This window comes from Pseudacidovorax sp. RU35E (assembly GCF_900156165.1).
Taxonomy (GTDB): domain Bacteria; phylum Pseudomonadota; class Gammaproteobacteria; order Burkholderiales; family Burkholderiaceae_C; genus Xenophilus.
The window spans coordinates 1-12835 of record NZ_FTMY01000024.1 but is presented as its reverse complement, the minus strand read 5'-3'; the positions used below and the strand labels follow the sequence as shown (position 1 = coordinate 12835).

Sequence of the window (12835 nt, the reverse complement as noted above, 5' to 3'; positions counted from 1 at the left end):
TGCTGGCGCGACTGCTCGCCATCGCCCACGATGTCGAGGCCCGCGTCTTCCTGGGCCTTGATCCAGAGGAGCGTCGCGTCGGCCTTGGCCTGTCGCAGTGCCTCACCCTCAGAGCGCCACTCGGGCCAGAGCTTCTGGGTCTCGGCAAGCCAGGCGGGCTTCGGCAGGCTGCCGGCGATGGAGGTTTCGAACATCGGTCGGTTCTTTCGAAAAAGGAGGAGGGGCCGAGGCCCAGGATCGGCGAAACGCGGGCAAAAAAAAGCCGCAACCTTGAGGGTTGCGGCCATGTCTTGGAGGGCGCTGAGGTGGGACAGACTTGGCCGTCCTCACCTGTATTGTTGTTCTTGAAAATACTGGCGGAGAGGGTGTCCGTAGAATAATCGTTCCAAGAAGTTCATCGACGATTCTAAGCATCTGATTTTCCAGCGTTTTTAGAGGATTGACGACCGAAAAGGTCCAATGACGTCCGCGAACAGCCAACGCTTTTTGTGGGCACAATGTGGGACATATATTTCTAAGATGAACGATGCCCAAGATTGCTCCTGAACTGTCCGCTCGCGCGGTTGCCGCCATCAAGACAGAGGGTCGACACGCCGTGGGTGGAGCCCAGGGGCTGCATCTGCGTGTCAGCGGCAGTCATAGAGGCTGGGTCCTTCGCATCTCTGTAGGCGAGGCACGGCGGGACATCGGGCTGGGCCCATACCCCCAGATTGGCCTTTCAGAAGCACGCGAACTCGCTAGGGCACTGCGCAAGGAGGTTCGCGACGGCGAGCAGATCGTCGGGCCTCAGCGCAGGCAGAAGGCCGCTCTGATTGCGAAGCAGGCAGCTGATCAGACGTTCGATTGGTGCGCCGAGCAGTACATCGAGTCGAAGTCAGCGGAATGGAAGAACGTCAAGCACCGGCAGCAGTGGGAAAGCACCCTGCGCGACTATGTGTATCCGGTCATGGGCAAGCTGCCAGTGCGAGAGATTGGGCTCGCCCACGTCATGCGTTGCCTTGAGCCTATCTGGAAGTCCAAGAACGAGACGGCCTCGCGCTTACGCGGCCGCATAGAGTCTGTGTTGGACTGGGCAACAGTGCGCGAGTACCGCGCTGGAGACAACCCGGCGCGATGGAAGGGCCATCTCGACAAGCTGCTGCCAGCGCCATCGAAGATCCAGAAGGTTCAGCATCACAGAGCCGTCCCTGTAGACGCCATGCCTGCATTCATGACGGAACTGCGCTCGCGAGACGGCAACGCGGCGCGGGCGCTGGAATTTGCCATCCTTACAGCTGCCCGCTCAGGCGAGGTTCGAGGTGCGAGGTGGAGCGAAATTGACCTGGCTGCGTGCGTGTGGATAGTCCCAGCCGAGCGAATGAAAGGCAAGCGCGAACATCGCATTCCGCTTTCTGATAGTGCGATGACGCTGCTCCGATTCCAACCTCAGACGAGCGAGCTTGTCTTTGTCGGCAGTAAAGGTGCACCTCTTTCGGACATGAGCCTGACCGCGGTGATGCGGAGGATCGGCGTAGATGCTGTACCCCACGGCTTCCGCTCAACATTTCGCGATTGGGCGGGAGACCGCACAGAACACGCAAGGGATCTGATCGAGTTTGCTTTAGCGCACGTGATCGAGAACAAGACGGAGGAGGCCTATAGAAGAGGGGACGGCCTAGAACGTCGGCGGACTTTGATGGAAGATTGGGCGCTCGCCATCGTTCACCAGCCGAATTCCGTGCAAGGCTGAGACCCTAAGTAAGCAGCAGTCGGATATGTTGACTGGCGTTCAGGCTGATGCTGCCGATATGCCGTGCGACTGAAATAGCCCCTGCAATTACATCGGCATCAAACCGGCGGGCGCTGATAGCGATTAATTTTCTCATTGATTCATCTAGAAAAAGACATTGATACCGACATCACAGAGAAATCAATTTTTAATCAAGCATTAATTACAAGGAAACTAGAGAGGCAAAAAACTCCCCGCTTTCCTCCCGAACAATAATCCTCGGTTTGGCCAATATTTCAGAGGATATCTTTACTAGGCATAACGGATGGTAACGCTTAAAAACGTTAAAAATAAGCGTTTCGAGATAACTCCTTTTTAACTGATTTGCAGACACGTAGCTTTCTATTTTTTTCGCGCTGAGATTCCAGCCTTCATTGGCGTAAATTATTTGGCCATAAATTATCATGATCATTTCGAGAGCAGAAGGCGAAAGGGCTCCTCCTTTATTAATTTGCTTAAGATTCGGAAATACCTGCACGCGTCCAGAGCCAGTGACTTCGCCTCGAACAAGAAGATCATGATACTTGCTGATGATTAGTGCCAATGCGAAAATCAGCAAGTCTCGCTTGTTTTCAACCTTGTCTTGCGGATTCCAAAATACCGCGCGAGTTAACATAAACATTGACTGCGCCTGCTCAGCACCCTCGATCGCAGCGTGGATCTCAAGTTCCGAAAGATCATGGTAATCGTTATAGCGTAACGCCACGCCATTTCGGCCAAACCAGCAATGTAAACAGTCAAAGATCTCTGAGTTGCTCGACACCGATGGAATTTCATTAATTCCTGCATCATTTAGTGCATCTATGAATTTAGCGGTCTTAGTGGCGGAGTCGCTACGAAATTCGCCGCGACATGCGATTTCTAAAAGGACTCGGTTCGCCGCCACATGTGACAGTATTTCGGCGATCTTATCGTCTCGCGATCGTTCTTTTGGCCGAATTGACTTTACCACCTCGCGCACCCAGCAAATCAGGGCTACGGCAGAGCGATTTGTAAGCGGCTTAATCCAGTCGATGCAGGTGGGAATTGCCATGGGGATCCCATGGGACTCCCGGTAAGCGCTTTCGAGTCTAGCATAAACTTCATAAAACAAGAATTCCAACTTTTGCACCGCGTTGACAATTGCCACATCGCTGTGTATGCTGTAGCAGGAACTTAACCCAATGCTATTACTTCTTTGTGCAATTTCCTTATATATATCTTTTCCATTTTCAGACAGCGCGTTGTAAAGCAAATCGCATAGCAGTTCGCGTGATCGAAATCCCTTATCCATCACTATTTCAAAATCGTCCATATAGTCCATTGATAAATAGCGCAGCGACGCAGCCGGCGTAGGCTTCAGGATTAACAGATGGTTTTCGACCCTTATGCAGGATGAAGGGAGGCTCGCAAGCGAATGGTGTAGCCACTCACGAAAGCCCTCGGGCTGCTTCTCATTACCGATTTTTTCTTTTCTCGTAATCCCTAATTCTTCATTAGGGTCTTCTTGGTCACGCACTTCCTGGCTTAGCTGGTGGGCGAGATCTGCATTTCTTTGCAGCGGTCTAGCAACGGCTTCAAAAATGACGGCCAACTCATCACAAAATTCAAGGTCGCTCGTGACGTAGTCAATTAGTTCCTGTCTGTCTTCGTCGGCAACGGTCAGAATGTCCTTAAGCTTGCCTATCACAAGCCTTTCGTTGGTATGTGATCTCACAATTCGAGGATTTTTCAACGGGATACCTTCAAGACGTCAATGTGCTCGTTGTAGCCGATATCAGCGCCGCAAGCAACATTATTGTGCTTTGTTTCTGATTGCGCCGAGAATGTGCTTGGCAATCGCATTTGAAAGGTGGCGTGGTCCGCCAGCGAAGCGCACGCCTTCTTTGGACAGAACGAGAATTAGAAAGCCCCAGATGCAATTGCATGTGGGGCTTGTTGCCGACCTCAAGACCTCAACTGGCATCAGGTCGAACTTGATCACGGCAAAGGTGAGTCTTTCGTGATCCACGTCTTGAGTGATCGCCGGAGGCTGCATGGCTCGATGCTCACTTCGAAGCATCGCGTTTCCGCGGCAGCGACAAAGTCGTTCTCAATCATCCGGACGACCTTCGTTGCGGCCAACGTCGGATTCTTGCGCCATATTTCTGCGGCGAGGTGGCGCGCGTGCTCTCGAGCCGGGTCGTACTTGCGCTGAAGGGCTTTGCCACCCTTGCTCGGCGCTCCTTTCACATTGTCCCACCGTTCGTCAAACATCATCAGCATGCTCTGAGCCTCGAGCAGGAGAGCAAGGCGTGGCATTGCAACCGGCGCTCGCGCCGCGATACACAAGGCCATCACCTTTTCGAGCGCGTCGATGCGCCCGCGGGGAAGCGGCGCCAACTTTCTGAGCAGCGACTTGGCGAAGCTGGGTTTCCAGGTCAGCGCGTCGTGAGGGTGACAGTACTTCTCAACGTGGCTGCGCATGTCGATAAAACTGACTGCTGCTGCAGAGCACTCGACACGGCGTTCAACCTCGTGAAGGAGTTCGGAGGGCTGAGGAGGTCGAAGAATCATGGAGCCCTCTTCTTGCGGTTGTTGGCACGCTCGTTGATCCAGCCCTCTACCTCGCTGCGCAGCCAAACCTTACTGCGTTTGCCCGTAGCGATCGGCTGTGGGAAGTCAGGATCATGGCGCAGTCCTTGGTTGATAGCGTTGTAGATGCTCGTGCGACTACGGCGGGTGAACGCAATCACCTCTGGCAGTCGCATTAACGGCGGGTCAAAGCCAGTTTGCAGTAGCGGCGTCGTTTTCATGGTCATGGGATCTCCTGTAAACAGTCTCCCCTCAAGAATTCCATTCATCTCTCGGCCATCGAAACCGGGATGTCTGTGATTTCTGGAATTCAGAGATCTGCTTGCCTACTTGACACGGACGCGCGTTCTTGGCAACCGCCCCCGCAGCCCTAGGCTTCGAGCACCGACTTGCACTTCTGCGGGACCAAAAGTTAAGTCAGGGCCGAGACAAGCGCCTGACGGCCTGCTCAACCGCGCCCTGCTGAAGAAAGCAAAGCCTGCTTCGAGGACACGCAGACCAGTCTGGCCAAGTTTGGAGCGCATGGCGTTACACAGTCGACGCCGTCGGCCCGGGACAAGAAGAGCTGACGGTGTCCATCATCGGACCGGCGGGTTCAGGCTGAGCAGGCTGGCGCTGGCTCAGCAGATTGGCGGGTGATGGTGCTCAGCGCTGCGCCAGTACATGCAGCACATACTGACACTGAGCAGAAGGCCGACGACATGATCGACGACCCTGCGCAACTTCTCGCACAACTGGGCTAAGTCGGCATGGCGGAGGCTTGCAGGAGCAGTTCACCAACAGCGCCTACGCCGACCTTGGCTTCAAACAGCTTGTGGCGGTACTTGGGTTCGGCTTGCCGCATCAGGAGGCTAAATCCCTGCAGAACGCTTTTCCCCAGCTATAACGCTGCGCATGAACGTGCGACCAACGCCGTCGGGGAACATCCAGAAGTCCGTCTTGCAAAGGTATGGCAAGACCTTCTTCACTAGAACCAGTCGGGTGACTTGGTCGTCCCACTTGATCATTCCCACGCCGCGCCGAGCGTAGCTTTGCGCATTGCAGTTGCGAAAGCGCCCTCGGCCTTCGGTGAGGCCATCCGTCCAATGCTTTCCAACCTGCTGCAAGATGGGAACGTCGCGCCAGTGCTCCCTGCCATCGAGGAGAAACAGGATGTGGAAGTGGTAGCCGGTCAGCAGCCCGTATTCGAATTTGCTGATGTAGCCGCGAAGGCCATAGTGCTCGCGGACATGGCGGATTAGTCGCGCGTGCAGGATCTTCGCCTCGCTGGCAGTCATGCTGTTGACCACGCCGCGCACATCAGCGCTCTCTTGGCCACAGGTAAAATCTCCCCTCAGTGCCAAAAGGCGCTTTTTGGGTAAGAGCAGTGAGTCGATCAATTCAACGGCTCCGGCATAGTTCTTCTGACATCGGCGCCGGAGGTGGTCCAAAGCCCTCAGGAAGGGCTTGCTTCGGCACTTCAGCCGAACCGCAGTTACCAAAGCGTTGAGTGAATCGCACACGGTCTTCGTAAGGCTCCCGAACTCGTACCTGCGGTTATCCCGGGGCCTGAATTGATCGGGCCAGTCTAAGAGCAAGCCGGTCAGAACCTCCTGCTCATGAACTGCTATCAACAGAGCTGAAATATACGGATTAAAAGAGTGTGATGGAAAAAAATTCTCCAGTTCAGGCAGATGAAAGGCGATGTCAGTTAACAGTCGTTGGCCTTCCGCGGTTGCCTGTGTATGCAGACGCCCAGAACGATCAGCGAAGCAGGAAAAGAGAGTACCGTCGCCCTGAGCGATATTCTTGACAGACTCTGCGATGCGCTTAACGCGCTTAGACGCGTTGCTTTGTGGAGTCAGCACCAGTCCCGCCGGGTTTTCGTGAAACGAGACCGCGTGGTACTCAGGCGCCTCCATCAAGTCGTCCAAGTGTCCTTCAATGAATAGTTCGGATTTTTCGGTCATCGCAGGTGGGTTGGGGACAACAGGCCGGCTCACACAGTTGAGGCGAACGAGCAAAGCGACCGGCGGACTGAACTGGCAGGGTATCCTCTGCACGTTGTGCTCCGGTAACCCGCCCGCTGGGCTGACGCAGTCGCAAATTGACTCTCGTCTGATGGAGGAGGCTGTGCATTTTTGTCAGATTTGGACCGTCCAAGCGATAGCTGCGCTTGTAGAGCTCCGTCAGCAACGACCACCTGTGCAATGGGGGATGCGTCCCTTCTGTTTTCATCGACTCACTGGGCCCTGTTGGCAAGGTTCAGAATCGGATGAAGCCCCTGTGCCAGGGATCAGGCGGTATCTGTTGATCCAAACTCTCTCAGATATATCCACGGATAGCATATACACCACCGCCAGCCACGCTAAGAAAGGTGCTACTTAGCGGCAATCTTCTTGAAAAGATGGCCCCCTACCAAGGAATTCACCCAATGCACGCTTGTCGAGTTAGTTCCAGGATCGCCGACCGAGAGCCCAGCTTCTGAGACTTCGGACGCAGTATCGCCCCGTTTATTCATACGAGAAGCGATTGAGCTATTAACGCGAAAATTTTGACTGCTGATTCCGGAAAAAGGCTGTCTTCGGCGCGCGTGCACGCGGTCGCGTACTGACCAGACATCTGCGTCGAGTTAGTTCCCGTCACTCTTCAAGGTGGCCAGAACAGGGATTGATAGCGACCTCAGCTCTTGAGTGCAAGTCAACGAACTGCTGATTCCTGGAAATGAGGCTCGGCATTTGGCAGGATCCGGTTCTGCTTAAGAAAGGAACGATATGTACTATCAGGCGTTTACACCCGAACCCGAACGGAGGCCTTATCCCGTGGATAATTTCGGTCCGAAGGCTGCGGGATGGATACTGAATTCCCACAGGGAAACCAAGATACCGATTGAAACGCTCGCGGCGAACTTCCTGGGTTGCGCCGCCGCTGCAGCCCAGGGCTCGTATAACGTCGTTCGACCGGACTTAGATCCCAGCCCCATCTCTCTCATCACCTGCACCATCGCCGGCTCGGGCGAAGGCAAGGACACGGCGGCGCGCCCGTTGCTCAAGGCCTTTCAGCAAGTCGAGCAGGAACTCGACGATCTTCACGCGGAAGACGAGCACGAATTCCAAGCCCGCCGAGCTGTCCACACCGCCAAGATAAAGTGCGTGAAGGCGCAGATGGATGAAGCCGTTCGCAATGGGGAAGACTTGGGCGAACTCATGGAGCGGCACGCCGCCCTGTCCCGCGAAGCCCCGAAGCCGATTCACCGCATCAAGATCGTTCACAACGATGTCACTGCTGCAGCTCTCATCAGCGCGATAGCCAAGGGGGACCGCAACGTCTTGCTTCACAGCACGGAAGCAGGCGGGTTCTTGAATGGTGCGATGGGCAAGGAGCAACCGCAGCTGAACGCAATGTGGGACGCTACGCCCACGATTCGTGAGCGCGCCGGGCAGAAGCCCGAGGAGGCGTCCGATTACCGGGTCAGCATCAACCTCAGCCTGCAGCCGCGGCTGTTTTTGAAGTACCTGAAGCGTTCGGGCGACGATGCACAGGACGGCGGCCTCTTTGCGCGCATCCTGTTCACGGTGCCGCCGCCAACGCTGGGTACGCGGCTGCTGGAAAACGTCTACCCGACCGTGAGCGGCACTCATGACCCCCTGACAGCGAGGCTGCGCGCGTTGTTGCTCGATGGCGCTCGACGCTGCGCGGAGGGGGCTGCCCGCGAGAGCCTGTCCTTTACCGCCGACGCGGCAGCCGAGTTCAAAAAGATCTACAACGACTTTCAGCTATCGATGCGTCTAGGCGGCGAATTCTTCACCATCCGGCCCCAAGCAGCCAAAGGCGCTGAGCAGGTGGCTCGGGTTGCTGCGGTGCTGCAGGTCATCGAGGGAACACCGGGGCAAATCGACATCTGGCAGCTACGCCGGGCACTTGTGATCGTCTTGTGGCACCTGCGCCAGGCAGTGGCGCTGTTCACCAGCGTGCGCTGCGACACGGTCGAACTCGATGCAGAGGTTCTGGTCCAGGCCGCGTTGCGAGCGTCTATCCAAGGTCTGGGCCACCTTTCAGTCACGGAACTGCGCGACTGCGCTCGGCCGGAGATGGAATTGAAGCGTGCAAAGGTGGCCGTCAACTTGCTGGTCGAGCGGGGGCAACTTGGCCGCAAGGCCGTTTCAGGCAGGCTCAAGTTGTACGTTCCGGCGCATCATCATCGCCCGCTACCGGGCTCGCTGCTGCCGCGTCTTGGCGGATAGTCAGCAGACCGGCCAAGGAGTGAAGCCAGCGGAGCTTGAGGCACCGGCGACCTGGAGTCCAAAATTTTTCATTCAAATACTTCGTAGATGAGCAGGCCCCAGTAAGTTGCCCGACGTCACCGCGCCCCAGCTTCGCGATTGCGAACTGGGGCGTTTTGCCGTCTGCCCGCCTGCTCTTCCGATCAGACCTTCCCTTCACCGACCCTGCCTATGCCATCCAGGTCCCACTGACCCAGGCTGCCCCTAACGCGCCGACCCTGATGGGCGCGATGAACCTGGCAGCGCTCAACGTGGCCGATGCCATAGGCGCGTGGGCGGGCAGCCAGGCTATCGCTCAGGGTCACGGCCTGCTGTCGGCCGCATGGGCTGGCTTCGGGCTCACGCTGGCCGGGCTGTTGTTCCTCTGGGTGATGCGCGAGTCCCAGAGGGCCGGTCCGGGTGCTGGACCTCGAGTTGCTTTAGGGTGCTCGTCTCGCAAGCCGGTGCCCGCAGGGGTGTCGGCTTGCGATCAAGACCGGCGGCCCCTCACTGGAAGCAGCCGGAGCAGCGGATAGCTCTAAGGTTGGAATCCGCTGCATAGGTGCCAGTCCAGTGCCCATCGGCGGCTTCAGACTGGGAGAGGTCGCGAGGACGGGCCGCGCGAATGACAGCAGTGGCCGAAACCGGTCATTGGGCCGACGGGCACGGTCAATGAGCGCGATTGGCCGGAACGACAGTGCGCGGTGGCAAAGACCATCCGCGCTACCTCACTACTTGGTGCCGGTGGGTGAGTGAAGAAGATTCGGGAATTGCTGCTTAGTAGGGGTTCGCGTCCGTCACGTCTTGTCCCCGCATCCGACGAACTTCTCTAACGTGGTCCTTAATGTCTGGCACGCTGTAATCCACAACCACCTCCGCGACCTCCTTGATGGGGCGTCCAGTGCTGGTGACTGGATAGTCGCCGATGCGCTTAAAGATGCCATAGTTCCGCGGGTGCGCCCAGGGTGTCGTGTTCCCGGAATTCATGTGACAAAGCCACATGCGACTTTGATGCGCCTGAACCAACGACTGGGTATCCACCAGGAGGACGTCATGCTCTTGATCTCCGTATGCGGCGAGAAGCCTCTGCAGGCGAGCGAGCGTGGCCCAGAAGAATGTCTTCCCATTGATGAACTCGTACCATTGCTGCGGCGTGATGCCGTCCAGCAAACAGTTCGAGAGACGGGCGTCGCTCATGGGCTTCTGATCACGAAGAACTAAGGGCGCTTTGTCTTTTAAGGTGAGTGTCACGCTCGTCGGACGCCGTCTGCTTTCTAGCTCGGTGCGGGCTTCGGCCGAAACGGTACTGAGGTCTAGGCTCGCGGTGGCGGATAGCAGCCCCTTCCCACGTATGCTCGGCCAACTGCCACGCTCTGCCATGTGGTACAGCACCGGATACCGGGCAATCAAGTCTTCTACTCGCATCTATTTTTGCTAGGTCAGGTCGAACGTGCCGTCCAATTTCTTCGGTCTATGATGGTGCGGATGTCGCCGTCTGCCTCAGGTCCCCGGGGGAAGCGCGTGTTGATAAGTGATACCGGCGCCTGGGCGACTCTTTCCAGTTCCTCGACGAACTTGATGGTCTCGGGGGTGAGTTGCTCGAATCGGCGCGCGGCACGATTCTTGGCGCTCACGTAGTCCGCGAAGGCCAGCACGATGTCGGTGGGCGCGTTCAACGTGCAGGCTGAGCGGAACTCCTCCCACTCAAACCATCCAACTCTCCTGTTTCTCTTGGTCGTTGAGGTTTTTTCGTTCCTCTCCAGCTCCCCTGGGTCAAGCCCAACCTCAAGCGCGATTTCTTTGAAAGTGGTCTCATGCTTTAGCCTGCCCGACGATGCCCCTTCGTTGCCGTCCGGGTTGGCGACTCTTATAGGTGTCGGCCGCACCACCATGAGGATCCTGCGTACTCGGTTTGGAGAAATCCCGGCCTCCGCGAGGCACCCAGCAACGTTTGTGTCGCGGGAGGTCACATGAGGGTACCGACCGTGAAATATGCTCAGACCGCTTCCTTGTGTACCTTCGAGGAAGATGGAGTGCCTCTTCCTATATGCGACCTCCAGTTGACGGCTCGTGGAGCCTCGGTACGGCTCCGCATCGCCCACATACGGTCGCAGTTCAGGGATGTCTCTTGCTAGTCGGACGGATGCCAGGCCTCGGTCTGTGATCCTTCGCGCGGATGCCGCGCCACTACCACTCGCAGTAGACGCGATGGTTTTTTTCACCCCTGCTTCGCTCTCCTTGTCAGCTTGTTCGATGATCATCGCTTGGGGGTCGATATACAGGCGGTCTGGACCGACGCCACACTGCTCGATTTCCTCCAGAAGGCCCGGAACAAATATCGTCATGCCCGGGCCAAGCAACAGCTTGGCTTTTGTGTCCTTTGAGCCCGAAGGAAGGTAGTGATAGGTGTACTGGCCTGTCGGCCCTAGGACTGTGTGCCCCGCGTTCGGGCCGCCGACACGAATCAGTACGTCGTACTCCTTTGCAAGGTAAGCCACGACGTGTCCTTTACCTTCGCTGCCATACTGTCCGCCGACTAGGACGTCCACGCAGCGCACACCCGGAGCGGAGACGAGCCCCAAGCTTGCAGCTACGCGAGCAAGCGTGTCCCTGCCATCATTTCGAGTCGTGTTGACTCGCAAGTCTGCGTCGCTCCTGAAGCCCTCAATGTCCTGCTCGCTCTTGATCAAATCAGCCTTCACGTACTCCTCATGATCTGCATCATGGTTTGGGCGCTGATCGAACCTCTTTTGGAGAGCGAGGGTCTTCCCGAATAGGTGAACATGCAGACAGGGCAGGTAGTGGTCCTTCCGGAAGTAATCTAGCTGCTTTCGGGTCCTAACGCTGTCCACCACGATGCGCGCCGCTGGTGACACCGCCTCTGCCTGCTGACGCACAGCTTGATACAGCCACGCATCCCCGGTTTCGCTGTCGAGCAGGTCTCCGAGAACCTGTAGCGACCGTCGGTCAGTACTCAGTCCACGGCGTGCTGCCTCTTGCTTAAGAAAGTCGCTGCTACTAAATCGGTGGTACTCAAACTCCGTCTCCAGCAATCGCGCGAGCCCGCTCTTGCCTGCGCCCAAATGCCCGCTAATCAACACCACTTGGTCCATGTCGCAACTCCCTCGCCATACGAACTATGTCAGCGGCAATCTCCCACGCTGTCAACTTGTTGGAGTCATAGACAGCGTCAGCGAGGGATGCCAAGCCGCGCGATGCGATCTCGTTTGGATGCGAGATTAGTTGGTCGTAAATGCCGTTGGCGTCGCGGCTGCCCGGTAGCAACTGCCGCTGTTCGTACCTTGCACGGAGAACATCCTCCGGTGCGGTGATATGGACGTGAAAGACGCTGGGAAACGCGGCTCGAAAGTGGGCAATCTGCTGAGGCTTTCGCACCGCGTCTAGTAGCCACGCTTGGGTGGGTGGCGCATTACTAGCCTCTACTTGGCTTGCTGCTACGCGTACCGGCCACGAAAAGTCGGTAGCCACGTCCAGATCGTCCCCGAGGCGCTGGAGGATCTCTCTTTCGTTTTTCAAGCCCTGACTAGCTGCAAGTCCCGAAAGGTAGCTGCTCGTACTCACCTTTCGGAAGTCATGCTCGCCAAGGAGAGCTTGCGCCACGGAAGTCTTGCCGCCTCCGACAGCTCCACTCAACAACAGCAACAAGGCGGGGGAGGTAAGCGAAGAGTGCACCGTCTGAATGTATCTGTTTCACTTACATTCATCTACCTCTTCTCATCATCCGCCCGGGCGATGCGTTGCGTTTGTAACTCAGCTAAATATAGGGATAAGGCACGTTGCGGTCCTATCCAGCCCGGGGGCTTAAGAAGTTTTCCTTCGGCATTTAGCCGAATTGTTCCATCAGGCCATCGCTTTTCATGATTGGTGCGGTGGACCGCAGTGAATGGAATACCAGGCTGCACCCCCATCTCAACGAGGCATCCAAGCGCCAAGTACATCAAGTCCGACACCGCGTCGACTTGTTCCAGGAGGTCGTCCGCGCTGAGGAGCTCTGACAGTTCTTCGCGCATCCAGTTCACCCGTGCGGCGACGCGTGATGCGCTCAGGCGATCGGGGTAACTGGCAACTGGCAAAGAAAAGGCTGCGTGGAATGCCCGCACCTTTTCGTAGGCGTCGTCCAGGCCCTTGAACTCGTCGGATTGCATTGTTTTCCTCTGCTGACCTGCCCCCAGAACCCGTACCAGTCGATTTGAGGAATCCGCTGGGTTGAAGGAGATTACTCCTGGGTTTGCTGCGGCGCCGGCACGGCGCC

9 protein-coding genes and 1 pseudogene are annotated in these 12835 nt (G+C 56.9%); 2 read left to right on the top strand and 8 right to left on the bottom strand.

What is annotated here, in order from left to right; translation table 11 throughout:
• Positions 1 to 194 (bottom strand): annotated as a pseudogene (locus BXA03_RS26230) (methionine synthase); the annotation flags it as partial.
• A 332-nt stretch (positions 195 to 526) separates the two neighbouring features.
• Between BXA03_RS26230 and BXA03_RS26225 the strand changes: the two are divergent.
• Entirely contained in the window at positions 527 to 1729 is a 1203-nt protein-coding gene (locus BXA03_RS26225) for a tyrosine-type recombinase/integrase (RefSeq protein ID WP_076512119.1), read from the top strand.
• A gap of 202 nt (positions 1730 to 1931) precedes the next feature.
• Here the strand turns inward: BXA03_RS26225 and BXA03_RS26795 are convergent, their stop codons facing one another.
• From BXA03_RS26795 to BXA03_RS26790, 4 genes are all read right to left on the bottom strand, one after another.
• Complete coding sequence (locus tag BXA03_RS26795) at positions 1932 to 3437, bottom strand: hypothetical protein (protein ID WP_143476479.1); 1506 nt, start codon at positions 3435 to 3437, stop codon at positions 1932 to 1934.
• A gap of 290 nt (positions 3438 to 3727) precedes the next feature.
• On the bottom strand, positions 3728 to 4303 hold the full coding sequence (locus tag BXA03_RS26220; RefSeq protein WP_143476478.1) for a hypothetical protein: 576 nt from the start codon (positions 4301 to 4303) through the stop codon (positions 3728 to 3730).
• Complete coding sequence (locus BXA03_RS26215) at positions 4300 to 4548, bottom strand: helix-turn-helix transcriptional regulator (protein WP_200803442.1); 249 nt, start codon at positions 4546 to 4548, stop codon at positions 4300 to 4302. Before BXA03_RS26215 ends, BXA03_RS26220 begins: the two co-directional genes overlap by 4 nt.
• 624 nt (positions 4549 to 5172) lie before the next feature.
• Positions 5173 to 6270: an inovirus Gp2 family protein gene (locus BXA03_RS26790; RefSeq protein ID WP_143476477.1), complete on the bottom strand. Its 1098-nt coding sequence runs from the start codon at positions 6268 to 6270 to the stop codon at positions 5173 to 5175.
• A gap of 804 nt (positions 6271 to 7074) precedes the next feature.
• Here BXA03_RS26790 and BXA03_RS26205 point away from each other — a divergent pair.
• Positions 7075 to 8544: a DUF3987 domain-containing protein gene (locus BXA03_RS26205; RefSeq protein ID WP_076512116.1), complete on the top strand. Its 1470-nt coding sequence runs from the start codon at positions 7075 to 7077 to the stop codon at positions 8542 to 8544.
• A gap of 795 nt (positions 8545 to 9339) precedes the next feature.
• On the opposite strand, the gene BXA03_RS26195 is transcribed toward BXA03_RS26205, so the two are convergent.
• From BXA03_RS26195 to BXA03_RS26180, 3 genes are all read right to left on the bottom strand, one after another.
• Positions 9340 to 9759, bottom strand: coding sequence for a DUF7002 family protein (locus BXA03_RS26195; protein WP_234983849.1), 420 nt, complete (start codon positions 9757 to 9759; stop codon positions 9340 to 9342).
• A 242-nt stretch (positions 9760 to 10001) separates the two neighbouring features.
• Positions 10002 to 11675 (bottom strand): adenylosuccinate synthetase, encoded by a 1674-nt coding sequence (locus BXA03_RS26190; RefSeq protein WP_076512114.1) that lies wholly within the window; start codon positions 11673 to 11675, stop codon positions 10002 to 10004.
• Between the two features lie 612 nt (positions 11676 to 12287).
• The coding region (locus BXA03_RS26180) for a pyrophosphohydrolase domain-containing protein (RefSeq protein WP_369822474.1) at positions 12288 to 12835 on the bottom strand (548 nt) is incomplete at its 5' end.